Here is a 22,962-nt window from a genome sequence, read left to right on the forward strand (position 1 = left end):
CGGGACATGCTCTGCGCGGAGTGGGACGCGGGGGACTGAGGAGGGGGCCGGATGCCGCGCGGCTCAGGCGCGCGCGAGGCGGCGCAGGCCCTCGTCGAGCGAGACCGCGGGCGTCCACCGCAGGTCGCGGCGGATCTCGGTCTGGTCGAACCAGTGCGCGGTCGACAGCTGCTCGGCGAGGAAGCGCGTCATGGGCGGCTCGTCCTCACCCGGGCGTACGGCCCACACGCGCTCGATGAGGGAGCCTGCGGCCTTGGCGAGGCCCGCGGGCACGCTGAACCGCGGGGGCGTGACGCCCGAGGCGCGGCAGATGCCCGCCAACAGGTCGCCGACCGGCCGCGGTTCGCCGTTGGTCAGCACGTAGGCGCGGCCGCTGACCTCGTCGACGCGGTGGAGGGCGGCGACGATCCCGGATGCCGCGTTGTCGACGTACGTGGAGTCGATGAGCGCCGTGCCGCCGTCGAGCAGCGGAAGCGTGCCCCGGCGGGCGCGCGCGACGACGCGGGCGATGAGCTGCGTGTCGCCCGGTCCCCACACGAGGTGCGGGCGGATGGCGACGAGGGCGGTGTCGCCCCCGGCACGGGAGAGGGCCAGCAGCTCGGCCTCGGCCTTCGTGCGGGCGTACTCGCCGTGCGCAGCCCGCGGATCGGCGGGCTCGGCGCCGACACCGGCGAGGGCGTGACCGGCGTGTGCGACCGAGGGTGACGACACGTGCACGATGCGCGTGACCCCGGCCGCGGCCGCGGCGTCGAGCAGTGTGCGCGTGCCCTCGACGTTCACGGCGCGGAACTGCGCCGGGTCTCCCGCGAGGGAGACCTTCGCCGCCAGGTGCACGATCCCGTCGATCCCCTCGAGGGCGGATGCCACGGCATCCGGATCCGTCACCGAACCCAGGCGGTCGTCGGCTCCGTCGACACCCGAGGGGCGGCGCTGCAGGGTGCGCACGTCGTGCCCCGCATCCTGCAGGGCACGGACGACTGCGCGGCCGAGGAACCCGGATGCCCCGGTCGCGAGCACCTTCACGGTGCGCTCGGCTTCTCGCCCGCGAGCACGCGCTCGGCCCACGCCGACACGCGCGTGCGGTCGATCTTGGAGTTGTGCCGGATGTCGGTCGGCAGCGTCGGCACCACGAGCACCGCCGCGAGGCGCTGCGCGGTGGCCGCGCGCACGGCCTCGGTGAGCTCGGGCGAGGCCAGGCCCGGGCGACGGGCCCCCGTCTCGACGACCGCGACGACGACCTGTCGGTCCGCGGGGCCGACCCCGACCGCCGCCGCGCGCTGCACGGCCGGAACGGTCTCGGCGTCTTGCTCGATGCCCACCGGGGTCACGGGACCCTCGGCGGTGGTGATGACGTGGGGGAGACGGCCCTCGACCCACAGCCGCCCCTCGGCGTCGAGGTGTCCGACGTCGCCTGTGCGGTGCCACCGCTCGCCGAGCCCGCGGCGGGCCTCGCGGTCGGTGAGGTGCAGGCGGAAGTAGCCGCGCTTGAGATGCGGTGCCGAGATGACGATCTCGCCGGTGACCCGCGGTTCGGTCGTCGTGTCGTCGGACGAACGGCCGAGCTCGTCGAGAGGGGCGATGCGCACCTCGCCGGTGCCGAGCGGACGACCCACGCACACACCGCGGTCTCCCGCGGCGGCCTCGATCTCGGGCAGGGTCACGTCGGCGACGAGCAGGCACTCGGTCATGCCGTAGGGGGTGTGCGCGACCGCGTTCGGCATGAGGGCCTGCGCCCGACGCAGCAGGTCGACGCCCACGGGCGCGCCGGTGGAGAGGAACGTCTCGACGCGCGAAAGCGCGGCCCGGTCGGCATCCGTCAGCCCTCCGGCGGTCGCGACGACGTTGGCCACCGCGGCGGGGGAGAGGAACACGATCCGCGCGTCGGAGGCGCGCACGGCGGCGGCGACGGCTGCAGCGGTGAGGGTGCGCGGGGCCGAGACGTCCATGTCGGGCGTCGCCGAGCGCGTGCCGAGGGCGGGGCCCAGCAGAGCGAACGGGGCGAAGCCGGTGACCAGCCCCGTGTCGGCCGTGACGCCGAAGTGTACGGCGAGGGTGTCGCGGAGGGCAGAGAGCTGCGCGTGCGTGTACACGACGCCCTTGGCCGGCCCCGTGGACCCCGAGGTGAACAGCACCGCGGCGTCGGCATCGGCGGCGGGAGGCGCGGGCAGGGGGCGGCCCCGACCGGCGCGAGCGAGGTCGGAGAGGCTCGCCTCGACCCCGAGCGCCCGCGACGATGCCGCGGGAAGCGCGGCGGCAGAGATGCGTCGCCCCGGCCAGCCGAGGGCACGGGCGGCCGCGAGACCGGCGACCTCGCCGATGACGACGTCGGGCACCGCGCCGCGCACGGCGCGGGAGAGGCCCCGGATGCCGAGACCCCGGTCGGCCACGACGACCACGGCCCCGATGCGCAGGCACGCGTACAGCGCCGCCGTGAGGGTGGGGCCGGGCTGCACGAGCAGCGAGACGCGGTCGCCGGCGCGGACGCCGAAGGCGTCGAGGCCCGCGGCGAGCTCGTCGACCCGCGTGGACAGCTGACGCCAGCTCACGTTCAGAGGGCCGTCGCCGCGCGCGGTCGTCATGTCGATCACGGCGGTGTCGTCGTCGTCGCGGCGCGCGTCGAGGGCATCCCACAGGCGGCCGGTGGGGGCCGGACGCTTCCGCGACGAGGCGCGGCGCGTGCGGGGGGCTGCCGGCGCGGCATCCGGAACCTTCTCGTCGAGCCAGTCGAGCACGACGTCGGCGTAGGGGCGCTCCTCGGCGAGCAGGTGTCCGGCACCCTCGAAGCGGTGCACATCGGCGTGGGGCAGACGCTCGGTGAGGTCGTCGAGGTGATCCTCGCCGAACACCGGGTCTTTCGGACCGCGCAGCAGCAGCGCCGGCACCTGAAGCTCGCGCAGGCCCGCCGACATGCGGTGCAGCGCGGGAGTGCTCTCGTGCGCGGGGGTCGCGGGGATGTCGCTGACGAACCCGCCGATGCCGCGCCGACGCGCGATCGTCGCGTACGGGGCGCGGAAGGCCGCGCGCACGGCCGGGTCGAGGTCGGCGAGGGCCAGCGTCACGTCGAGGAACGCCGTCGTGCCGGTCGTGCCGGCGGCGAGCATGCCGCGGGCCGTCGCCACGCGCAGCGCGAAGGGCAGCTCGGCCCCATCGGGGTGATGCACGGCGGTGTTCAGGGCGATGACGGCCGCGAGGCGGTCGCGGTTCTCGACGGCCCACCCGAGCGAGACGGGCCCGCCCCAGTCGTGACCGATCGTGACGATCGGACCCCGGATGCCGAGCTCCGTCACGAGCGCGTCGAGATCGGCGACGCGCTGGGCGAGGGTGCGGCGCAGCGGTGTGCGCTCCGAGAAGCCCATCTCGAGCTGGTCGACGGCGACGACGCGCCAGGGCGTCGCCCCCGCGTCGGCACGGGCGAGAGAGGCGTTCACGAGAGCGCGCCACAGGTACGACCACGTGGGATTTCCGTGCACCGCGACGATCGTGCCGCGCGGCTCGACGCCGCGTTCGGCGAGGGCGTCGCCGGTGTCGAGCACGTGCCAGAGCCGGGTCTCACCCGCATCGGCGAGCACTCCCTCGACGCTCACGAGCCGCGAGAGGGCGGGATCGAGACCGGGGAGACCGGCCGGGGGCAGGGTGGCCTGCGGGCCGATCACGCGGGGGTGACTCACCAGGCCAGCTCCAGCATGCCGGTGTTGAGTCCGGAGCCCACTCCCATCAGCAGCACGCGATCACCCCGCCGCAGCGTCTTCTGCTCGGCGGCCAGGGTGATGGGGATCGACGCCGGGCCGACGTTGCCCAGTTCGGGGTAGGTGACCGGAACGCGGTCGCGGTCGAGCTTGGCGGCTCGCACGATCGCGTTGGTGTGCACCGACGAGACCTGGTGGGTGACGTAGCGGTCCATGCCCGTCCAGTCGAACTCGCCCTTGGCCTCTTTCCAGGCCGAGACGACGAGGTCGAGGCCGCCCTTGAGCAGCGCCTTGGCGTCGGTGAACATGCCGTCGACGCTGCCGACGCAGAGGTCGTAGAACTGGGTCGCCGCGCGCGTCACGCCACCGACGATGCGGTGGCCCTCGGGGTGGTCGCTCGCGCGACCGAGCACGGCGGCGGCCGCACCGGAGCCGAGGGTGAGCGAGGCGAACTCCTGCATGAACGCGTCGCGGTCGAGGTCTTCGCGCACGAGACGGTTGATCGTGTTGACCTGGATCTCGTCGGCGTCCTCGCCGTTGACGATGAGGGCGTACTTGACCTGACCCGACTGGATCATGCCGGCGGCCAGACTCATGCCGTTGATGAAGCCGAGGCAGGCGTTGGCGACGTCGAAGTTGATCGCCGAGCTCGGCAGGCCCAGACCGTGGTGCAGGCGCACCGCGACCGAGGGCTCGAGGTGCTTGCGGGTCACCGAGGTGTTGATGATCAGGCCGATCTCGCTGGGATCGACCCCGGCCTCGGCGAGGGCCTGCTTGCCCGCGGCGATCGTGGCCTCGTCGGACGACTCGCCGTCGGCCCAGTTGCGGCGCTCGTTGACGCCCGCCACGCGGCGGAGCAGCCCCGGCTTGAGCTTGAGTCGCTTCAGCGCGGGAGCCAGACGCTCCTCGATGTCATCCGACGTCGTGATGCGGCTGGGCAAGACGCTCGCCACCGACACGAGGGCCACATCGTCGAAGTGCGTAGTGGCGTTTCCTGGCAAGAGAGCTCCCGCATCCTGTGCGTAGACGGCAGAGCCGCGCACGGAGGGGACGCGCAGACGGCTGGAAGGGTACCCCCCAGGATAAGCCGCGTCGTATGTCGCGGGCTGCATGCGGGCTGGACGTGCTAGAGGCGACCGGCGGCCTTGAGCGCGAGATAGCGGTCGGCCACGAGCGGAGGCAGGTCGTCGGCCGAGGCCGAGACCGCGTCTCCTCCGGCGCGCACGACCGCGTCGCGCACGCGCTGCGCGTCGTGGCGAGCGCGCTCGACGGCGGCGGCGGCGTAGACGTCGGCAGCGTCGTGATGAGCGGGAACCTCGCCGGGGCCGTCGGTGGCCGTGGCCACGAGCAGGCGCGAGCGCGCGGCGACAGTGGGGAGGGCGGCGAGGAAGGCCCGCGCGGCCTCGGGGTCGTCAGCCGCGGTGAGCAGCACCATGAGCGCGGGGCGCACCGCGAGCCCCCGCACCTGGGCGAGGGCGGCGTCCCAGTCGGTGTCGATCAGCTGCGGATCGACCGGGGCCATCGCGTCGACGAGGGCGGGCAGCAGCTGCGCCCCGTCGACGCGCGTCACGCGGGCGCGGGGCACGCGGTCGAACATCACGAGGTGCACGTGATCGCCCGCGCGCGAGGCCAGCACCGACAGCAGTAGCGCCGACTCCATCGCGGCGTCGAGGCGCACGCCGTCGCCGACGCGCGCGGCGGCCGTGCGGCCGGTGTCGATGACGATGACCACGTGCCGGTCGCGTTCGGGTCGCCACGTGCGCAGCATCGTCGTGCCGGCGCGGGCCGTCGCTCGCCAGTCGATCGAGCGCACGTCGTCTCCGCGCACGTACTCGCGCAGGCTGTCGAACTCGGTGCCCTGGCCGCGCACCTGCAGCGTGGTGTTGCCGTCGAGCTCGCGCAGGCGTGCGAGACGCGAGGGCAGGTGCCGCCGCGAGGTGAACGGGGGCAGCACGCGCAGGCGGGCCGGGGCGTCGACCACGCCCTGGCGGCCGGCGAGACCGAGAGGCCCGGCCGCCCGCACGACGACGAAGGCGCTGCGCAGCTCGCCGCGGCGGCGGGGGAGCAGGGGGAGAGGCGCCCCGCGCCGCTCGCCGGGTGGCACCGTGAACCGCTGGCGCTCCGCGGGGGCGCCGGCGGTCGGCTGCCACGCGTCGCGCACGCGCGCCCGCAGCGTGCGGGTGCCGAGGTTGCGCACGCGCAGCTCGCCCGCGACCGGCTCGTCGAGCAGGGCGCGCTCGGGGTGCGTGCGGGTGATCTCGACGCGCCGCGGATCGGCGGCCAGAGCGCGGTCGACCAGCGCGAGCACCGCGCAGAGCAGCAGCCAGCCGCCCGCCACGGCCCACGCCGACAGCCCCGCCGTGCTCAGCAGCACGAGGGGGACGACGCCGAGGGCGACGAGCAGGGCGAGACGGCCGGTGACGAACATCAGATCGGAACGCGGGTCTGCTGCAGGACCGAGGTGAGGATGGCATCCACCGACACGCCCTCGATCTCGGCCTCGGGCCGCAGGCGGATGCGGTGGCGCCACACCGGCACGAGCATGGTCTGCACGTGGTCGGGCGTGATCGCGGGATATCCGCCGAGCCAGGCCCAGGCCTTCGCCGCCGCGAGCAGTCCCGTGGTCGCACGCGGGCTCACGCCCAGCAGCACCGAGGGGCTCTGGCGCGTCGCGCGGGCCAGGTCGACGACGTAGCCGAGCAGGTCGTCGTCGACGGCGACGGATGCCGCGGCCCGCTGCGCGGCGAGGATCTCGGATGCCGTGACCACGGCATCCACCCCCGCCTCTTTCAGGCGTCGGGGGTCGAAGCCGCGCGCGTGGCGGCGCAGCACGTCGACCTCGGCCTCGCGGTTGGGCAGGTCGACGACGAGCTTGAGCAGGAAGCGGTCGAGCTGGGCCTCGGGCAGCGTGTACGTGCCCTCGTGCTCGATCGGGTTCTGGGTCGCGGCGACGAGGAAGGGATCCGGCAGGGGGCGGCTCTCGCCGTCGGACGAGACCTGGCGTTCCTCCATGGCCTCGAGCAGGGCGGCCTGGGTCTTGGGAGGGGTGCGGTTGATCTCGTCGGCGAGCAGCACGTGCGTGAAGACCGGGCCCGCGCGGAACTCGAACCCGCCGGCGCGCGCGTCGTACACGAGCGAGCCCGTGACGTCGCCGGGCATGAGGTCGGGCGTGAACTGCACCCGCGCGGTGTCGAGGCCCAGCGCCCGGCTGAACGAGCGCACGAGGAGGGTCTTGGCGACGCCGGGGACGCCCTCCAGCAGCACGTGCCCGCGCGAGAGCAGCGCGATGAGCAGACCGGTGACGGTGCCGTCCTGTCCGACCACGGCCTTGCCGACCTCGAGGCGCACGCGATGCATCGCCTCGCGCAGGGCCGCGTGGTCGGCATCCGGGGCGCCGTTGGCCGCGTTCGACGGCGACTCGGGCGCCGCGTCGGCCGGCTGCGCGGGCGCGGTCTCGGCCGGGAAGGCGGGCGCGGGCCAGGTGGGCGATTCGGGGCTGTCGGTCATCGTGTGGTCCCTTCGGGTCGGACGGCGGCGCGCACGCTCGCCTCGAGATCGCGGAGTCGGTCGGCGGCCGCGACCAGGTCGCGATCGGTGGTCGGGGTGTCGTCGACGAGGATGCCGCGCACGACCGAACGGTCGGCGCCCAGGCGTTCGGCGACGGCGTCGGCGACCTCGGTGGCGGGGGTGCGGTCGGTCAGGCCGAGCAGGCGCACGAGCCGCGCTCGGCTGGCGCGGCGCAGCTCGTCGAGGGCGTGGCCGGCGTCGCGCGCCGAGGCGTACAGACGGGCGCGGCCCTCGGTGGTCTCGTTCGCGCGGACCGTGACGGGCAGGCGTTCGACCACGAGCGGGCCGAAGCGCCGCCCGCGCCAGAGCGCCGCAGCGAGAGTGGCGGCGATGAGCAGCAGGAGGGCGGGGGTGACCCACGGCGGGGTCAGCTCGCCGAGGGTGGGCGGAGCCGAGCCGGGGGCCGCGTCGGCGGGAGAGGGCACGTACCAGACGATCGTGGCCGTCTGCCCGAGCACGCCCAGGGCCAGGGCCGCGTCGCCGTCGGCGGGCAGGGTCGAATTGGTCAGGACCGCCAAGCCGTCGAGGACCGTGACGGTCCCTCCGGCGGGGCGGTCGGCGGTCAACAGCGCGAACTCCCCGTCGACGGGGAAGCAGCCGGTGACGTCGTCGCCGGGGGTCATGAGTTCACCGGTGCGGGCGGCACCCGCGTTGTCGGCAGCGGGGAAGGAGCAGTCGGCCCGCACCGCAGTGCCGTCGGAGAACCCGCCCAGCGTCGACCCGTTCAGCAGCACCGAGAGGGCGCGCGAGCGGGGCTCGACGAGGACGACGTGGCGTGCGCGGTCGCCGAGCTCGGTGAGCGTGTCGTCGGACAGCATCGGGGCGTCGCGCATGACGAGGGTCGCGTCACCGGCGGCGAGGGCGCGCTCGGCCGCCTCGCGATCGCGGGCGACGACGACCCGTGCTCCCTGCTGCTCGAGCAGGCGGACGACGGCGCGCGTGCCGTCGGGCCCGGCCGACTCGGGGTCGAGCACGGCGCGCTGCGAGTAGCCGCCGTAGACGAACGACCCGCCGACGAAGGCGACCAGCAGCAGCCCGACGACGAGGGCCGCCCACCCGAGAGCGCTGCGGCGTCGCGAACGGACGGGGGCGGCGACGCTCACGGGGCGTCCACCGGCGTCGCGCGAGCCCGCACCGCGGCGTCGTCGAGGTCGGAGATGACGCGGTAGCGCTCGGCCGTGCCGGGACGACGCAGGTACCGCACGTCGTCGAAGATCGTCGCAGCGTCGTCGAGGGCGTCGGCGAGGCTCGGGAGGGCCCGGGCCGCCTCACGCGAGAAGGCGCGCACGGTCGCACCCGGCGGCGGGTCGACGAGCCCGCGCTCGCCGAGTCCGCGCGCGAAGGCACGGAAACGGAGCACGATCGCCTCGTCCCATTCGCTGCGCGCGGCAGCGGCGGCCGCATCGGCGCGCAGTTCCGACGCGGAGCGCGCGTCGTCGTCGTCGAAGAGCGCCTGTGCGGCGGGGGCGGCGCGGTTCGCGACGCGCGGTCGACCCCAGATGAGCACGGCGACCACGATGAGCGCGATCACGATCACACCGATCACGATGAGAGCGGCCGGACCCCACCCGTCGGTGTCGGGCACGCGCAGCAGGTCGCCGAGGAAGTTGGCGACGGCCTGGGCGATGCGGTCGATGAAGGTCGGTTCGGCAGCCTGGTACGACGGATCGCTCAGTTCCTTCTCGGCCCAATCCCGCGCCTGGTCGGGATCGGGCAGCAGGGGGAAGGTCGCGGCGAGGGCGGGGAGCGCGATCATTCGCCTCCGCCCGAGCCGGGGGCCGCCCACGCCGTGGGGGCGGGCGGTGCCGGCGGCGCGGGGGTGTCCGCCGCGGGCGGGTCGGCGCGCGGGGAGTCGCCGGTCGACGGGGGAGCCCACGAGGGGTCGCGCGGCGCCGGTGCGGCCGCCGGGGTGCCGGGGGCGGGTGGCGCCGGCGGGCCGGACGGGCCCTGTGCGGGAGCGCCGTAGCCGGGCTGCGCCGGGGCGCCGTATCCCTGCGCCGGGGCACCGTACGGTGCGCCGTACCCCTGCGCCGGTGCGCCGTACCCCTGCTGCGGGGCGCCAGCACCCGGCCCGTAAGCCGGCGCTCCCCACCCGGCGTAGGCCGGGGCGGACCCCACCGGCGCGGGGGCGGGCCGCTCGACCACCCGACCGACGCCCACCAGGTACGGGTCGGGCAGAGAGGTCGCCCCGGCGTCGCGCTGCTCGACGTAGGTCTGCAGGTCGTGGTCGAGGGCCTCGACGCGCATACGGGCGTCGACGTAGACGAGTGCGGCGGAGGTCGACTGCACGACCAGGGCGATGCACTGCACGAGCAGGATGCCGAGTTGACCGATGAGTTGCACCACGAGGTAGCCCATGAACGCCTCGACTCCGGAGCTGCCCGTCGGATCGACCAGCACCGGGATGAGGCCGCTGACGAGGCCCAGGGGGATCGAGATGATCTGGGCGACGATGCCGAAGGCGATCGAGATGATCAGGAGAACCCCGAGCGTCGACCAGAACCGGCCGCGCGTCAGGCGCCATGAGCGTGCGACCGCGCGGAAGACCCCCGCGCGTTCGAGGATGATGACCGAGGGCACGAGGAAGAGCTTGGGAGCGAGCCACAGATAGCCGGCGACCAACACCATCGCCAGCAGGATCCCGACGGCGACACCGACCCAGATCACGCTGATCACGAGCAGGGTGACGATGCCCACGACCACCCCGACCACGATCAGGCTGGCGAGGGCGCTCAGGGCGCTGTAGCCCACGAGGCGCCAGAAGACGGGCTTCACTCGGGCCCACACTTCGCGCAGGCGCGGCTTCTCGGACACGACGGCGTGCGCGACCTCGGAGACCACGACGCCCTGGACCACGACGCTGAGGGCCCCCGTGGCGAGACCGAGCACGAGGGCGGTCGCGGCGGTGATGACGGTGGAGCCCGCGAAGATCGCGTTGAAGTCGTCGCTGCCGGGGGGAACGGTGTCGAGTCGGGCGAAGCTCGCGATCGCGACGCCGCCCACCGCCGCCGTGAGCACGACGTACGCGATGGCCTGCACGATGAGCGCGAAGCCCAGCAGCACCTTGGGGTTGTGTCGCAGCGCGACGAACGAACGGCTCAGGATCGTGCCGAACCCGTACGGGTGCAGCGGAACGATGCCGGGGCGGGATGCCGGGGTCCAGGCCGGATACGCGGTCACGGTGGCGCCTCCTCGTCGCGTGGCGATGTCCTCATCGTGTCATAGACCTCCGACACGCACGCCTGCCGTGCGGGCAGGTCGACTACTCTCGATACGACGTGCCCCCACCCGGGGCGTTGTGCCCGTCCCCGAGCGGGTTTCGAGACGGAAGACGTACACCCGAATGACTTCACGGATCCTGGTCGTCGACGATGACACCGCACTGGCCGAGATGATCGGCATCGTGCTGCGCACCGAGGGATTCGACACGGTGTTCTGCGCCGACGGAGCCCAGGCGGTCGACGCCTGGCGCACCGAGCGTCCCGACCTGATCCTGCTCGACCTCATGCTCCCCGGCGTCGACGGCATCGAGATCTGCACGCGCGTGCGGGCCGAGTCGGGCGTGCCGATCATCATGCTGACGGCCCGCACCGACACCGCCGACGTGGTCAAGGGGCTCGAGTCGGGCGCCGACGACTACATCATGAAGCCCTTCAATCCGAAGGAGCTCGTGGCGCGCATCCGCACGCGCCTGCGTCCGACGCAGGCCGCGGTCGACGAGACGCTGCGCATCGGAGACCTCGTCGTCGACGTCGCCGCCCACGAGGTGCGCCGCGGCGACAGCCCGATCGCGCTCACGCCCCTCGAGTTCGAGCTGCTCGTCGCGCTCGCCGAGAAGCCGCAGCAGGTGTTCTCGCGCGAGATGCTGCTCGAGCAGGTGTGGGGCTACCACTACAAGGCCGACACCCGCCTGGTCAATGTGCACGTGCAGCGCCTCCGCGCCAAGATCGAGGCCGATCCCGACAACCCGCGGATCGTGACCACCGTGCGCGGCGTGGGCTACCGCGCCGGCGCGGTGGCCTGAGCGGGCCATGACCGGCGCGGTGCGGACCCTGCCGCCGCCGAGGCGACTGTCGCTGCGCGACTGGAGATCGCTGCGCGACCGCTTCGCCACCCTGTGGCGTCGATCGCTGCGCTTCCGCACGATCGTGATCACCGTCACGCTGACGGCGGCGACGATCCTCGTCACGTGCGTGGCGATGGCCCTCGTCATCCAGAACGAGCTCTTCACCGCCCGTAAGGACCAGGTGCTGCTCGAGGCCCAGCGCGCGACGGCGGCGGCCCAGGCGACGCTCGACGCGGCCGTGGATTCCACCGACCCGGCCGCGGCGCAGACCCTGATGAACGGCATCGCGACCCGGCTCTCGCAGCAGTCCTCGAGCGACCTGATCGCGCTCTATCGCATCGGTCCGCCCTCGCCGCTGGCTCCGCAGCCGTTCATCTCTCCCGCGTTCCAGTCGAGCATCGTCACCGAGGCGATGCGCACGCAGGTGCAGTCGAGCCCCGACCTGCAGTGGTGGCAGTCGGTCGCGCTGCCCACCGACAACGGCCGCGAGGTTCCCGGCATCCTCGTCGGTCATCAACTGCGCTTCCCGGCCGAAGACGGCGTCGATTCGTACGAGCTGTACATGGGGTACGACCTCACCAGCGCCTCGCAGACCCTCGCGTTCGTGCAGGTGCTGCTGTGGGTCGTGGGTCTCGTGCTGGTGCTGTTGATCGGGGCGATCGCGTGGTTCGTGCTGCGCTCGGTGACGACGCCGATCGCGGATGCCGCTGAGACCAGCGCCAAGCTCGCCGCGGGCGACCTCGGGGTGCGGCTGCCCGTGCGCGGAGAAGACGAGCTGGCCACGCTGAACCGCTCGTTCAACGCCATGGCCGACAGCATCGAGCAGCAGATCAAGGAGCTCGCCGACCTGTCGCTCGTGCAGCAGCGTTTCGTCTCCGACGTGTCGCACGAGCTGCGCACCCCGCTGACGACCATTCGCCTGGCCGCCGACATGATCAACGATCAGCGCGCGGAGTTCGACCCCGCCACCGGCCGCGCCGCCGAACTCCTACACGCGCAAGTGCAGCGCTTCGAGGTGCTGCTGACCGACCTGCTCGAGATCAGCCGGTACGACGCGGGGTCGGTGCAGCTCGAGCTCGAGGCCACGAGCCTCGCGCACCTGGCCGAAGACGTCATCGACTCGATGGAGCAGCTGGCCGAGGGCCACGGCTCCGACGTGCGGCTCGTCGCACCCGGCGGCTACACGCCGGTCGAGATGGACGCCCGCCGCGTGCGCCGCATCGTGCGCAACCTCCTCGGCAACGCCATCGAGCACGGCGAGGGGCGCCCCATCGTCGTGTCGGTCGACAGCGATCGGGATGCCGTGGCCCTGGGCGTGCGCGACTTCGGCCTGGGCATGACCGCCGACGACGTCGAGCGGGTGTTCGACCGCTTCTGGCGCGCCGACCCCTCGCGCGTGCGCACCATCGGCGGAACGGGCCTGGGCCTGTCGATCGCCCTCGGCGACGCGCGTCTGCACGGCGGCACCCTGGCAGTGTGGTCCGAGCCCGGCCGCGGCTCCAACTTCGTGCTGACCCTGCCGCGCGACGGCAAGCCCGTGAGCAGTTCGCCGCTGCCCCTCGTCCCCGACGACGAGCAGGGCGGCGCCCTGGAGGCGCTGGGACTGACCCAGCCGATCTCCACCCGCCCCGGCGTGAGGAGGACCCCGTGAGGCGCGCTCTCGCCCTCGTCAGCCTGACCCTCGTGCTCGCGCTCGCCGCGTGCACGGGGCTGCCGACCTCGGGATACGTCAATCCGGGCCGCGGCCCGCAGACCGACGACACCCAGGCCTTCGCGTTCGTCCCCGACGGTCCGCAAGACGACGCCGCGCCCGCCGACATCGTCGAGGGGTTCCTGCGCGCCGGTTCCGGCCCTGCCGACGACTGGGCGACCGCGAAGACGTTCCTGGCGCCCGGCACCCAGTGGGATCCGCGGGCGAGCGTCACCATCGACCGTCTCGCCGACCGCCGCGCCACGGCCACTGACGACGGCACCGGGGTCACGGTGTCGCTCGCCACCGTGGCATCCGTCGACTCTTCCGGCGCGTATGCGCCCGCGGCATCCGGGACCGCTGTCAACCTCGCGTTCGCCCTCACCCAGATCGACGGGCAGTGGCGCATCACCGCGGCCCCCGATGGCGTGGTGCTGTACGAGGAGGTGTTCCCGACCGTCTACCAGTCGGCCTCGATCGCCTACTTCGACCCGACGTGGAGCTTCATCGTGCCCGACGTGCGGTGGTTCCCGCGCGGGTTCGTGGCGAGCCGCGTCGCCACCGCCCTCGTCGACGGTCGCCCGAGCCCGTGGCTCGCCGGGGCCGTGCGCTCGGCCTTCCCCGACGAACTGTCGCTGGTGGGCCGCTCCGTCACGCTCTCCTCGAGCGGCGTCGCCCAGGTGCAGCTGCCCCCCGCGGCGCTGAGCCTGGACCGCACGACGCTCGACCGCATGCAGACGCAGCTCGCCCGCAGCCTCGTCACGGCCGGCATCAGCGACGTGCAGATGACGGTCGAGGGCACTCCCATCACCGCCTCCGAGGTGCCGGTGCGCGTCACCCGCGTCGACCCCTCGCCGGCGGTGCTGACCACCGCGGGGGCGTTCGGCTCGCTCACCGGCGACACCGTCGAGGCGATCGACGGTCTCTCCGACGCCGTGGAGTCGCTCGCCCCGACGGCCGTCGAGCTCGAGGCCGACCGGTCTCTCGCGGCGGTGCGCACCCAGCAGGGGCCGGTGGCCAGCGCCCTGGCCGACGGGCAGACCTTCCTGCTCGACGAGCGTCCCGGACTCATCGCGCCCTCGATCGACGCCGAGGGAGCCATCTGGAGCGTGCCGGCGAACGCGCCGAACCAGGTGCGCGCGATCACCGCCGAAGGTGTGCCGCGCCAGGTGGGCAACGCCTGGCCCGACGCGTCGGAGATCACCGCGATGCAGATCTCGCGCGACGGCACGCGGGTCGCGGCGATCGTGACGGTCTCGGGGACCCGAGAGGTGTGGGTCGCCGGCATCGAGCGCGAGGGAGGCGAGGTCACCCTCGGCGCCCCGCACGTGCTGTCGTTCTCGCAACAGGGGGCGTTCGACCTCGCGTGGCTCGACGACACCAGCGTCGGCGTGCTCGTCGCGGTCGACGGCGGCAGCCTGCTGCGCGAGCTCAACGTCGGAGGTCGCGGAACCGAGTCGGCCGCGCCCGACGGGGCGCGCACGCTGGCGGCCGGTAGCACGAGCGTGCGCGTGCTCGACGACTCCGGTCGTCTGTACAGCCGTCGCGGCAGCTCGTGGACCCTGGTGGCCACCGGCATCCGGGTGCTGGCGGGTCAGCAGGGCACGACCTCGTAGCGGCCGACCCCTCCTCCCCAGCGGTGTGTTCCGCCGTTCCCTCCCCGAACGGGGGAGGGTGGGCGGTGCGGCCGTGCCCTGTCGGCCAGCGTGGGGGAATGACCCTCGCCTCCGTCGTCGCCGCAGCCTTCAGCGACGCCCTGACGTTCTGGTTGCCGGTCTCGTGCGCGGGATGCGACGCGCTCGATGTGTCCCTCTGCTCCGGATGCCGCGACGCCCTCGCCCCGCGGTGCACGCGGCGTCCGCTGGCCCCCGGTCTCACCGTCACCTCGGCCCTGCCCTTCGACGGTGTGGTCGCGCGCACCATCCGCGCTCTCAAGGAGGACGGACGCACCGGGCTCGCAGGAAAGCTCGCCCCCGCCCTCGATGCCGCGCTGCGCAGCGCGACCCCGGCCGGTGCGCAGGTGACGAGCGTGCCCGGATCCCGCGCGGCGTTCCGGCGACGGGGCTACCGACCCGTCGACCTGCTGGTCGCCCGGGCGGGGTGGCGCACGCAGCGGCTGCTGCACCTGCAGCGATCGACGCTGGATCAGCGCGGGCTGGGCCTCCACGCGCGCCGGCGCAACCTCGAGGGGGCCCTGAGGGCGCGCCCCGTGACGGGCACCGTCGTGGTCGTCGACGACGTCGTGACCACGGGGGCGACCCTCGTCGAGGCGGCACGTGCGCTGCGCGCGGCGGGGGCCGATCGGGTGATCGCGGTCACCCTGGCGGCCACGCCGCGTCATCACGGCGATGCGGGATGAATCGGTGAGCCGCAAGATGAATCAGGGGTGATTGCCACGTGACATGAGGGTGGCCGAGCACTAGCGTAAGGATGACTGAAGGCGACGGACGTTCCGCCCTTAGACCGGGCGGAACCCGGAACAAGGAGGTCACGGATGGACACCAACATCGTCGGCGTGGGAGTCGGTATCACCGATCGTTTCCGCTCGGTGGTCGAAGAGAAGGTCAGCCGCATCGAGCACCTGGCGCCGCGTGCGCAGGCGCTCGAGGTCAAGGTGACGCATCGCTCCTATCGCAACGGACGGATGGAAGACGATACGGTCGAGCTCACCCTCGACGGCAAGGGCCCCGTCGTGCGGGCCGAAGCCACCGACGCCGACAAGTTCGCCGCTCTCGACCTCGCTGTCGACAAGATCTCGGAGCAGGTGCGCCGCGCGAAGGACAAGCGCGTCGATCTGCGCAACCACCCGCGCGGCGCGAAGTTCGAGAAGGGCACCGGAGAGATCGCCGGCATCGACGTCGAACCCGCCTCGGTCGAGGTGCTGCGCGCGGTCGCGACCGGCTCGGTGCCGGTGCAGGCCGACTCGGCCGGAGAAGAGGACTACTGCCCGGTCGTCATCCGCCAGAAGGAGTTCGAGGCGGAGTGGATGACCGTCGAAGACGCGGTCGACCGCATGGAACTGGTCGGCCACGACTTCTTCCTGTTCATCGACGCGCGCACCGATCACCCCAGCGTCGTCTACCGCCGCAAGGGCTGGGACTACGGCGTGATCGAGCTGACGACCCAGGCTCAGCCTGCCGTGCCGGTCGCTTCCTGACCTGAACGAACGACACGACGCCCCCGGCCGGAAGGTCGGGGGCGTCGTGTCGTGTGAGGGGGAGTTGCCGTTGCATGCGGAGTGATCCTTGGGGAAACAACGGTCGACGCCGTAGGATCGGTATTTGTAAGTACAAAGTCGTGCGAGCTATGCGCTCACGCGACCTGCCGGTTCCCCCGATCGAAGAGGATCGCCCCGTTTTGAGTTCTCCCGCAGCCACCGCACCGCTCGACGTGCTCGCCATCGGCCGAGCCGGAGTCGACCTGTATCCCCTGCAGGACGGCGTCGGCCTGCCGGACGTCTCGACCTTCGGGAAGTACCTCGGTGGTTCCGCGGCGAACGTCGCGGTCGCCGCCGCCCGCTACGGCCGGAGCGCGGCCTTGATCAGCCGCACGGGCGCCGACCCCTTCGGCGAGTTCGTGCGACGCGAACTGTCCCGACTCGGGGTCTCCGACCGCTTCATCGACGTGGTCCCGGGACTGAACACCCCGGTGACGTTCTGCGAGATCTTCCCGCCCGACCACTTCCCGCTGTACTTCTATCGCGACCCGATCGCCCCCGATCTGGTGATCCGCCCCGGCGAGATCGACGTCGATGCCGTGCGGACGGCGAGGGTGTTCTGGTCCACCGTGACGGGCTTGAGTCGGGAGCCGAGTCGGGCCGCCCACTTCGCGGCCTGGGACGCGCGGGGGCGCCGACCGCTCACGGTGCTCGACCTCGACTACCGCCCGATGTTCTGGGGGAGCCCCGACGAGGCGCGCTCCCAGGTGCGAGCGGCGATCGGGCAGGTGACGGTGGCGGTCGGCAACCTCGAGGAGTGCGAGATCGCCGTCGGCGAGACCGACCCGGACCGTGCCGCGGACGCCCTGCTCGAGCGGGGTGTTCAGCTGGCGATCGTGAAGCAGGGCCCCAAGGGCGTCCTCGCCAAGACGCGCGAGCGCCGCGTCGAAGTGGCGCCGTTCGCCGTGGCGGTCGTGAACGGTCTCGGTGCGGGCGATGCCTTCGGCGGGGCCCTGTGCCACGGTCTGCTCGCCGACTGGGACCTCGAAGAGACGCTGCGCTGGGCGAACGCCGCGGGCGCGATCGTCGCGGGCAGACGCGAATGTTCGACCGCGATGCCGGGCGAAGCCGACGTCCGCCACCTCCTCGACGGGTCGGTGGCGCGTGTTTGACCTCGACGAACTGCGCCGCATCCGAGCCGAGGAGCCGGGTCGTGTCGCGCACGCGCTGCGCGACCGGCGGCGGCGGTCTCTGCTTGACGGCGACGGGCGCCTGTTCATCGTCGCGGCCGACCACCCCGCGCGCGGCGCCTTGGGCGTGGGCGGCCGCTCCGGCGCGATGGCCAGCAGGGTCGACCTGCTGGAACGGCTCGTGGCCGCCCTGGGGCGCCCCGGTGTCGACGGCGTGCTCGGCACCCCCGACATCGTCGAGGACCTCGCCCTCCTCGGCGCGCTGGACGGGAAGATCGTCGTCGGATCGATGAACCGCGGGGGTCTGCAGGGCGCGACCTTCGAGATGGACGACCGATTCACGGCCTACGACGTGCCGGCCCTGACTCGCGACGGGATCGACCTCGCCAAGCTCCTCGTGCGCATCAACCTCGGCGACCCGGCGACGGCACCGACGCTCGAGGCGAGCGCGGCGGCCGTGACGGCAGCCGCCGAGGCGCGGATCCCGATCATGCTCGAACCCTTCATGAGCTTCTGGGAGCAGGGTCGCGTCCGCACCGACCTGACGGCCGACGCTGTCATCAGGTCGATCGCCATCGCCACGGGGCTCGGCAACACGTCGGCCTACAGCTGGTTGAAGCTCCCCGTGGTTCCCGACATGGAGCGCGTGGCCGAGGCCTCGACGTTGCCGACCCTCCTCCTCGGCGGCGATCCGACGACCGGTCCGGACGAGACCTTCGCCTCCTGGCAGGATGCGCTGACCCTCCCTGGCATCCGGGGCCTCGTCGTCGGGCGCACCCTGCTCTATCCCGACGACGACGACGTGGCCGGGGCGGTCGACACCGCGGCAGCGATGGTGCACCCCCGCGCGGTCGCCGGACGAGCATGACGAACGAATGGCTCTACCCTCGCGGGTCGCTGGCCGAGGGGCCGTGGGAGAGCATCGGCGGCGCGGGAAGGGCGCCGGGGTGGACGCACACGGGGATCCGCGTCGCGGAGCTCGACGGCGAGATCCGCCTTCCCGCCGACGCCGTCGAGCGCATGGTCGTGCCCCTGGCCGGATCGTTCTCCGTCGTGCTCGGCGACAGCCGCTGGGAGCTGGCGGGGCGGGAGTCGGTCTTCCACGGGCCGACCGACGTCGCGCACGCCGGCATCGACACGCCGCTCCGCGTCATCGGCACCGGTCGGGTCGCCGTCGCGGAGGCGCCGGCGACCCGGTCCTCGGACCCCACGGTCATGCGAGCCGCGGACGTGCCGGTCGAGATCCGCGGTGCCGGGCGCTCCACCCGGCAGGTGCACAACTTCGGTGTGCCGGGGGCGATGGCCGCGCAGAAGCTCATCGTGTGCGAGGTGATTACGCCCGCCGAGAACTGGTCGTCGTACCCGCCTCACAAGCACGATGCGCCGTCGCCGACCGAGAGCGAACTCGAGGAGATCTACTACTTCGAGACGGCTCCCGCCCGCGGCACGACGCCGCCCAGCGGAGCGGAGCCGTTCGGGCTGTTCGCGGCCTACGCCTCGGATCGACGGCCCATCGACACGACCGCCCGCGTCGGCACGGGCGACATCGCGTTCGTGCCGTACGGATATCACGGACCCGCGGTCGCCGCCCCCGGCTACGACCTCTACTACTTGAACGTCATGGCCGGCCCGGGCGCGGAGCGCGCCTGGCGCATCACGGACGACCCCGCTCACGCATGGGTGCGCTCTTCCTGGGCGCACCAGCGCCCCGACCCTCGATTGCCCTACGCGGCGAAGGAGACCGACGCATGACCCTCGACCCCGAATCCGCGCCGTCCATGGCACCCCGGACGCGGACGATGACCGTCGCCCAGGCGTTGATCACCTTCCTCGCCAACCAGTGGACGGTCGACGGAGACATCCGCGAACGCACCATCGCGGGCACGTTCGGCATCTTCGGTCACGGCAACGTCGCCGGCATCGGACAGGCGCTGGTGCAGCTGCACACCGACGAGCCCGGTCTCATGCCCTACCACCAGGCGCGCAACGAGCAGGCGATGGTGCATCAGGCCGTGGGCTACGCACGGATGCACCGCCGGCGCGCCACCTACGCCGCCGCCGCATCCGTCGGCCCGGGGGCCGCCAACATGCTCACCGGGGCCGCTCTGGCCACGGCGAACAGACTCCCCGTGCTGTTGCTGCCGTCGGACACCTTCGCGACGCGCGTGGCCGATCCCGTTCTGCAGCAGCTCGAGCATCCCCACGACACCGGCCTCCAGGTCACCGACGCGTTCCGCCCCGTCTCGCGGTTCTTCGACCGCGTCCAGCGCCCCGAGCAACTGTTCTCGATCGCGCTCGCCGCGATGCGCGTGCTGACCGATCCCGCCGAGACGGGGGCCGTCACGATCGCCCTGCCCGAAGACGTGCAGGCCGAGGCGATCGAGGTGCCGGTCGAGTTCCTGGAGCCGCGTGACTGGCACGTGCGACGGCCCGTGCCCGAGCCCGACGAGCTGGGGCGGGCGATCGCGGCGATCCGCGGGGCCCAGGCGCCGTTCATCGTGGCCGGGGGAGGAGTGCTCTACTCGGGGGCCGAAGACGCTCTGCGTCGCCTCGTGGAGCAGACGGGAATTCCCGTGGGCGCCACGCAGGCGGGCGTCGGCGTGCTGCCGTGGGATCATCCCCAGTACCTCGGCGGCGTCGGCGCGACCGGGTCCACGGCCGCGAACAGACTGGCCGCCGACGCGGACCTCGTCATCGGGGTGGGCACCCGCTACAGCGACTTCACCACCGCGAGCCGCAGCGCCTTCCGACGTGACGGGGTCCGCTTCGTCAACATCAACGTCGCCTCCTTCGATGCCTACAAGCACGGCAGCCGTCTGCCGGTGGTCGCCGACGCCCGGCGGGCACTGGACGCACTCGTCGACGGACTCGAGGGGACGGCCGTCGAGGCCTCGTACGCGGAGCGGATCCGGGTCGAGAAGGCCGAGTGGGAGGCGGTCGTCGACCGCGCGCTCGCTCCCACGGGCGCGAGGCTGCTCGGGCAGTCCGAGATCATCGGCGCCGTCCACGCCGCCAGCGACCCCACGGACGTGCTCGTGCAGGCGGCCGGTTCTCTTCCCGGAGATCTGCACAAGCTATGGAGGGTGCGCGACCCACTCGGCTACCACGTCGAGTACGCGTTCTCGACGATGGGATACGAGATCGCCGGCGGCCTCGGGGTGCGTCGCGGTGCGCCCGATCGAGAAGTGCTCGTCATGGTCGGCGACGGGTCGTATCTGATGCTGCACACCGAGCTCGTCACCGCGGTGTCGGAGGGACTGAAGATCGTCGTGGTCCTCGTGCAGAACCACGGCTATGCATCGATCGGACACCTCTCCGAGACCGTGGGCGCCCAGCGGTTCGGAACCGCGTACCGCATGACGGATGCCGCGGTGCCCGACCTCGAGGGCGAGCGATACGTGCCGATCGATCTGGCCGCGAACGCACGGTCGTACGGCGTGGACGTCATCGAGGTCGCGCCCGGTGAGGGCGCTGCGCGCGATCTCGAGGCCGCGGTGAGAGCGGCGAAGGCGTCTTCGCGGACGACCCTCATCCATGTCGATGCCGATCCGCTGCGGTACGCCCCCGACGGCGAGGGGTGGTGGGACGTCCCGGTCGCCGCGCACTCGACGCTGCCGTCGACCGCTCTCGCGCGCGCCGATTACGAACGGCTGCGCGCGCGGCAGCGGCCGCTGCTCGGCTGAGCACGGTCCTCCCCGTCCAGTCGCGAACGGCGGTGGCCCCGAAGGTCCACCGCCGTTCGCCGTCGTTCGAGGCGAGCGCTCAGGGCTGCGAGTGGGACTCCCGGCCGATGATGGATCGGAGCGTCTCGAGGGGCAGTTTCGGCGTCCGGTCCTCGAAGGCGAGGCCGTTCGCCTCCTGCATCGTGTCGGTGAGCTGCGTGTAGCAGAAGCCGGACAGCACGGTGCTGTCGAGGAGAGCGCCGAAGAGGCCGCGGAGGTGATGTTCCAGCTCTTCGGGGGTCGCGCTCGTGGAGTATCCCCATGCCGGCGCCGAGGCGGAGGTCTCGTACTTCACGCCCCCGAACTCGGTGACCATGACCGGGAGGGTGTCGACGTCGGCCGTCCCCTCCGCCATCATCAGCCGGTGCGACGGGCCGTACCCGGCGAACAATCGCGACAGGGCGTCCCGATCGGCGTAGCGCCGGGCGAACGTCTCGGGGTCGGGGTCGTAGTCGTGCACCGAGAGGATGTCCGATCGGGTGTGCTCCCACCCGTCGTTCGAGATGACGGGGCGGGTCGGATCGAGCGCGCGGGTCAGGTCGGCCAATCCGCGCGTGAACGCCCGCTGCGGCTCGTCCGTGACGACGTCGCGCACGCCCCAGCTCTCGTTGAAGGGCACCCACGTGACGATCGAGGGGTGCGAGCGATCGCGACGGACGAGGTCGACCCACTCGCGGGTCAGATCGGTCATCGCGCTGGTGGTGAATTCGAACGCGGCGGGCGCCTCTCCCCACAGCAGCAGGCCGAGCCGGTCCGCCCAATAAAGGAACCGGGGGTCCTCGGCCTTCTGGTGGAGGCGGGCGGCATTGAATCCCATGTCCTTGATGAGCTGCACCTCGGCCCGCAGCGCGTCCGCGCTGGGTGCGGCGAGGTGGGACTCCGGCCAGAACCCCTGCTCGAGTACCGAGCGGACGAAGTACGGCCGGTCGTTGAGCAGGAACCGTCCGGCCGCCGTGCCGACGGTACGCAGCCCCAGGTACGACGAGACCGCGTCGACGGAGTCCCCGTCGGTGATCGTGACGGTCGCGTCGATCAGTCGGGGTGTCTCGGGCGTCCAGACGAGCTTCTCGTAGTGCTGTCCGTTGCGCTGGTCGCGCAGGGGGATGTCGAGGATCGGCGCCCCCGTGGCCGGCGACGCGACCTGCACCCGGGTGAGAGGGGAACCGGCGTAGCTCAGCTGCACGTCGATCACCGCGTCGGGGCCGAGGGGGCGGTTGCAGAGGACTTCCAGGACGACGCTGTCGGTGCTGCGCGTCGTGCGCCACGAGAGTTCGGTGACGTGGGTCGCGGGCACCTCCTCGACCCACACGGGCTGCCAGATGCCGCTCGTGCGGGAGTACCAGATCTCGTGCGGCTCCGGCAGCCACTCCTGCTTGCCCCGGGGCTGACCGACGTCGAGGGGACGGTCGATCGCCTGCACGACGAGGAGATCGTCGCCGTCCGCGGCGATGTGGTCGGTGATGTCGGCGGTGAAGGGCGTCTGCCCACCGCGGTGCGTGGCCACCTGGCTGCCGTTGAGCCAGACGGTCGCGGCGTAGTCGACCGCGCCGAAATGCAGCAGAAGGCGCCCGGCGGGGTTGGTGCGCGCGACCTCCTCGGCGCTCAGACGACGGGAGTACCAGAGCACCGCGTGGTAGGACGTGTCGCCGATGCCCGAGAGAGCCGATTCCGGAGGGTACGGCACGGCGATGACGCGGTCGAAGTCGCCGGTGCGGAACCAGCCCGCCGCCGTGCCGGTTTCGTCGTCGTCGTAGGCGAAGCGCCACTCGCCGTCGAGGCTCCGCCAGTCGGGTCGGCGCAGCTGCGGTCGCGGGTACTCGCCATCGAGGTCGGATGCAGGAGGAGTCAGGGGTTGCATGCGCAACACTGTGGCGCAGATTTTCC

18 protein-coding genes are annotated in these 22,962 nt (G+C 72.7%); 9 read left to right on the forward strand and 9 right to left on the reverse strand.

The genetic code is table 11. The annotated features are described in order from the left end of the window. Window positions 1–63: 63 nt before the first annotated feature. From LPW41_RS05655 to LPW41_RS05690, 8 genes are all read right to left on the reverse strand, one after another. Window positions 64–1,023: an NAD-dependent epimerase/dehydratase family protein gene (locus LPW41_RS05655; RefSeq protein WP_230704321.1), complete on the reverse strand. Its 960-nt coding sequence runs from the start codon at window positions 1,021–1,023 to the stop codon at window positions 64–66. After that, window positions 1,020–3,668, reverse strand: coding sequence for an alpha/beta fold hydrolase (locus LPW41_RS05660; RefSeq protein ID WP_230704322.1), 2,649 nt, complete (start codon window positions 3,666–3,668; stop codon window positions 1,020–1,022). Before LPW41_RS05660 ends, LPW41_RS05655 begins: the two co-directional genes overlap by 4 nt. Beyond that, window positions 3,665–4,687 (reverse strand): 3-oxoacyl-ACP synthase III, encoded by a 1,023-nt coding sequence (locus LPW41_RS05665; protein ID WP_154096019.1) that lies wholly within the window; start codon window positions 4,685–4,687, stop codon window positions 3,665–3,667. The genes LPW41_RS05660 and LPW41_RS05665 overlap by 4 nt, the downstream gene beginning before the upstream one ends. A gap of 125 nt (window positions 4,688–4,812) precedes the next feature. Further along, on the reverse strand, window positions 4,813–6,114 hold the full coding sequence (locus LPW41_RS05670; protein WP_230704323.1) for a DUF58 domain-containing protein: 1,302 nt from the start codon (window positions 6,112–6,114) through the stop codon (window positions 4,813–4,815). Continuing rightward, window positions 6,114–7,043, reverse strand: a complete 930-nt coding sequence (locus LPW41_RS05675; RefSeq protein ID WP_230704525.1) for a MoxR family ATPase — start codon at window positions 7,041–7,043, stop codon at window positions 6,114–6,116. The genes LPW41_RS05670 and LPW41_RS05675 overlap by 1 nt, the downstream gene beginning before the upstream one ends. 146 nt (window positions 7,044–7,189) lie before the next feature. Continuing rightward, window positions 7,190–8,356 carry a DUF4350 domain-containing protein gene (locus tag LPW41_RS05680; protein ID WP_154096017.1) on the reverse strand — a complete coding sequence of 389 codons (1,167 nt, stop codon included), beginning with the start codon at window positions 8,354–8,356 and terminating at the stop codon, window positions 7,190–7,192. After that, window positions 8,353–9,009 carry a DUF4129 domain-containing protein gene (locus tag LPW41_RS05685; protein WP_230704324.1) on the reverse strand — a complete coding sequence of 219 codons (657 nt, stop codon included), beginning with the start codon at window positions 9,007–9,009 and terminating at the stop codon, window positions 8,353–8,355. The genes LPW41_RS05680 and LPW41_RS05685 overlap by 4 nt, the downstream gene beginning before the upstream one ends. Then, entirely contained in the window at window positions 9,006–10,433 is a 1,428-nt protein-coding gene (locus LPW41_RS05690; protein WP_230704325.1) for a glycerophosphoryl diester phosphodiesterase membrane domain-containing protein, read from the reverse strand. The genes LPW41_RS05685 and LPW41_RS05690 overlap by 4 nt, the downstream gene beginning before the upstream one ends. A 163-nt stretch (window positions 10,434–10,596) precedes the next feature. Between LPW41_RS05690 and mtrA the strand changes: the two genes are divergently transcribed. From mtrA to iolD, 9 genes are all read left to right on the forward strand, one after another. After that, window positions 10,597–11,277 (forward strand): MtrAB system response regulator MtrA, encoded by a 681-nt coding sequence (gene mtrA / locus LPW41_RS05695; RefSeq protein WP_144828821.1) that lies wholly within the window; start codon window positions 10,597–10,599, stop codon window positions 11,275–11,277. Between the two features lie 7 nt (window positions 11,278–11,284). Further along, on the forward strand, window positions 11,285–12,970 hold the full coding sequence (gene mtrB / locus LPW41_RS05700; protein ID WP_144828818.1) for an MtrAB system histidine kinase MtrB: 1,686 nt from the start codon (window positions 11,285–11,287) through the stop codon (window positions 12,968–12,970). Next, the gene (locus LPW41_RS17035) at window positions 12,967–14,625 is read left to right on the forward strand and encodes an LpqB family beta-propeller domain-containing protein (RefSeq protein ID WP_144828815.1); all 1,659 of its coding nucleotides are present in this window, start codon (window positions 12,967–12,969) and stop codon (window positions 14,623–14,625) included. The genes mtrB and LPW41_RS17035 overlap by 4 nt, the downstream gene beginning before the upstream one ends. A gap of 98 nt (window positions 14,626–14,723) precedes the next feature. Continuing rightward, window positions 14,724–15,368 (forward strand): ComF family protein, encoded by a 645-nt coding sequence (locus LPW41_RS05710; protein ID WP_144828812.1) that lies wholly within the window; start codon window positions 14,724–14,726, stop codon window positions 15,366–15,368. A 135-nt stretch (window positions 15,369–15,503) separates the two neighbouring features. Further along, the gene (gene raiA / locus LPW41_RS05715) at window positions 15,504–16,166 is read left to right on the forward strand and encodes a ribosome-associated translation inhibitor RaiA (protein ID WP_144828809.1); all 663 of its coding nucleotides are present in this window, start codon (window positions 15,504–15,506) and stop codon (window positions 16,164–16,166) included. Window positions 16,167–16,366: 200 nt separating this feature from the next. After that, entirely contained in the window at window positions 16,367–17,338 is a 972-nt protein-coding gene (iolC, locus tag LPW41_RS05720; protein ID WP_230704326.1) for a 5-dehydro-2-deoxygluconokinase, read from the forward strand. Beyond that, window positions 17,331–18,224, forward strand: coding sequence for a deoxyribose-phosphate aldolase (locus tag LPW41_RS05725; RefSeq protein WP_222123887.1), 894 nt, complete (start codon window positions 17,331–17,333; stop codon window positions 18,222–18,224). Before iolC ends, LPW41_RS05725 begins: the two co-directional genes overlap by 8 nt. After that, complete coding sequence (gene iolB / locus LPW41_RS05730; protein ID WP_144828803.1) at window positions 18,221–19,108, forward strand: 5-deoxy-glucuronate isomerase; 888 nt, start codon at window positions 18,221–18,223, stop codon at window positions 19,106–19,108. The genes LPW41_RS05725 and iolB overlap by 4 nt, the downstream gene beginning before the upstream one ends. Beyond that, window positions 19,105–21,039: a 3D-(3,5/4)-trihydroxycyclohexane-1,2-dione acylhydrolase (decyclizing) gene (gene iolD, locus LPW41_RS05735; protein WP_230704327.1), complete on the forward strand. Its 1,935-nt coding sequence runs from the start codon at window positions 19,105–19,107 to the stop codon at window positions 21,037–21,039. Before iolB ends, iolD begins: the two co-directional genes overlap by 4 nt. 79 nt (window positions 21,040–21,118) lie before the next feature. Here iolD and LPW41_RS05740 read toward each other — a convergent pair whose 3' ends face one another. Beyond that, on the reverse strand, window positions 21,119–22,936 hold the full coding sequence (locus LPW41_RS05740; protein WP_154096014.1) for a glycoside hydrolase family 2 protein: 1,818 nt from the start codon (window positions 22,934–22,936) through the stop codon (window positions 21,119–21,121). Window positions 22,937–22,962: the final 26 nt, after the last annotated feature.

Source organism: Microbacterium sp. JC 701 (assembly GCF_021026215.1).
Taxonomy (GTDB): Bacteria; Actinomycetota; Actinomycetes; order Actinomycetales; family Microbacteriaceae; genus Microbacterium; species Microbacterium algihabitans.

Excerpts from the sequence above, each read along its gene's own strand:
- LPW41_RS05710 (WP_144828812.1), top strand. The coding sequence starts at position 14,724 with ATGACCCTCGCCTCCGTCGTCGCCGCAGCCTTCAGCGACGCCCTGACG.
- mtrB (WP_144828818.1), top strand. The coding sequence starts at position 11,285 with ATGACCGGCGCGGTGCGGACCCTGCCGCCGCCGAGGCGACTGTCGCTG.
- iolB (WP_144828803.1), top strand. The coding sequence starts at position 18,221 with ATGACGAACGAATGGCTCTACCCTCGCGGGTCGCTGGCCGAGGGGCCG.
- raiA (WP_144828809.1), top strand. The coding sequence starts at position 15,504 with ATGGACACCAACATCGTCGGCGTGGGAGTCGGTATCACCGATCGTTTC.
- LPW41_RS05740 (WP_154096014.1), bottom strand. The coding sequence starts at position 22,936 with ATGCAACCCCTGACTCCTCCTGCATCCGACCTCGATGGCGAGTACCCG.
- LPW41_RS05685 (WP_230704324.1), bottom strand. The coding sequence starts at position 9,009 with ATGATCGCGCTCCCCGCCCTCGCCGCGACCTTCCCCCTGCTGCCCGAT.
- iolD (WP_230704327.1), top strand. The coding sequence starts at position 19,105 with ATGACCCTCGACCCCGAATCCGCGCCGTCCATGGCACCCCGGACGCGG.
- LPW41_RS05675 (WP_230704525.1), bottom strand. The coding sequence starts at position 7,043 with ATGCATCGCGTGCGCCTCGAGGTCGGCAAGGCCGTGGTCGGACAGGAC.
- mtrA (WP_144828821.1), top strand. The coding sequence starts at position 10,597 with ATGACTTCACGGATCCTGGTCGTCGACGATGACACCGCACTGGCCGAG.
- LPW41_RS05670 (WP_230704323.1), bottom strand. The coding sequence starts at position 6,114 with ATGTTCGTCACCGGCCGTCTCGCCCTGCTCGTCGCCCTCGGCGTCGTC.